The sequence below is a fragment of the Shewanella schlegeliana genome (genome assembly GCF_016765635.1).
GTDB classification, from domain to species: domain Bacteria; phylum Pseudomonadota; class Gammaproteobacteria; order Enterobacterales; family Shewanellaceae; genus Shewanella; species Shewanella schlegeliana.
Genome location: NZ_JAESVD010000022.1, coordinates 1 through 1,877, shown reverse-complemented (window position 1 = coordinate 1,877; position 1,877 = coordinate 1). Strand labels below are relative to the sequence as shown.

Genomic DNA, 1,877 nt, shown 5'->3' with positions numbered 1-1,877 from the left:
CTCTTTCGATTTTTGAATCCCCAACACCGCTGCAAGTCCCGTTCTATCTAGCGTTTACGCTGGGTAGTTGACCTGCTGTGCCGTGTCAGTGGATGCGCATTATAGGGAGATTCGAGGCGAGCGCAAGTGCTTTTTGAAAGAAAAATACATTTAATTTTTATACCTTTACTAAGCACAACCCGCAAACAACTTACCCACAGAGTTACTCACAATCAGTGTTTGAGTTTGCACGAATAGGTCCATAGAAATAAGTTTCCTATCTAAACTTTAACTGAACAAATTTACCCCATGAGTAGCCATCCCCAACTCTTCAATCTTAAAAGGCTATCTATACAAGCTACTGTTAAGCATAAGAGCATACGACAAAGTAAATGTCATTACGAAAATATCGCAACTAACCTTGCCTCCTCAAGCCCAAAATTAAACTCTCGGAATCTGATCTGTGATCTTTAGCTTGAGAACGGTCTGCCTTTAGGACACCTTCCACCTTAGTAAGTTAATCCCTAGTTTAAAAATGAGGAAGTATTAGGCAAAAAATCAAAAGCCTATGGTCAATGCAGCGCAAATAACTTGTTGCAAGACAGGTGTTCAGACACTCCCCTTGGATAGGGTTTCAGACCAAACCAAGCAATAGGTGACTGCCATGGAAGACTGAAGTGCAATATTAAACGCCTATATGGAGATAGGATGTAGAGCAAAGCAGGATGCTAGAGCCGAGGAGCATTTATCGAGGGACGTGTCTCTTTATCTTCAACGGTGGAAGCCAAGGGTAATTACTTCCTATACAACCCCTCTCCGACACCATCCATTGCGTTCAAGGATAAGTACTTCTTGTACAAATCCTCTCCTACGCCATCCATGGCGTTCAAGGATAAGTACTTCCTGCACAAAAAAGCCAGCTACTCTTCTCATATAAAGAGAGGTGGCTTCTTCACTGTTAAATTTTGAGTGAGTCTGGAAATGACAAATTCAAGACGTAAAAAAGCCCGCTACATCGTAGCGGGCTTTCTCGCTTCTCTTTCGATAATCCTGTTTTGTCTTCACTTTTACAAAAGTGAAATAAAAGTGGCGCCTGGAAATGGCCAGCTTCGAGACCATTTATTTGCATCCTGCATAAATGGCATTCCCTACATCCTGTAGGTCATTAGCTCTTCGCGTTCAACCTATGCATCAAACGACGTTTGATAGGCGCAAACTCTTCACCCTACGACCGCCAAGGATGGCGGAAGTGTCGATTATGCACGACTATATGGATATAGGAGGTAGAGTAACGCAGGAGCAGTTACCGAGGAGCATTTATCGATATCCACATGGTTAGTATTCAATTCAAAAGCCATTAAACGAAAAAATCCCCAACACAGAGTGCTGGGGATTTATCGTGTATTTAGCGCCTGGAAATGACCGAATCGGTTCGCGCAGCGAACACATGGGGGCGAAGAAGCCCTGCAGTGGATGCAACGCATTCAAGGTCTTTGTAGCGCGAGTAACTTGTTACAAAGCTGGAGACCTCGCTCAGCGATGGGGCGACGTAGGGGGTTGGCATTTATGTCTACTTTAAGTGAAGCAGTCACCTTAACGGGTAGGTATATACTAGATAAGTTAGCGTTCAGTATTTTACAAACACCCAAACGCAAAAAAAGCCACCTTAATAAGGTGGCTTCTTCACTTAATTTGACGCCTGGAAATGACCTACTCTCACATGGGGAGACCCCACACTACCATCGGCGATACTGTGTTTCACTTCTGAGTTCGGAATGGATTCAGGTGGGACCACAGCTCTATGGTTTCCAGACAAATTTGGTAAATTTAGAAAGCTGGACTCGCTATGCAAGTCTTAAAAATTGGGTTCACACTACATTAAGTGCTTCATTCTAATT

Annotated in this window: 1 rRNA gene; it reads right to left on the bottom strand. The window is 43.4% G+C overall.

What is annotated here, in order from left to right:
• Window positions 1-1,676: 1,676 nt before the first annotated feature.
• Window positions 1,677-1,792, bottom strand: a 5S ribosomal RNA gene (rrf, locus tag JMA39_RS21075).
• Window positions 1,793-1,877: the final 85 nt, after the last annotated feature.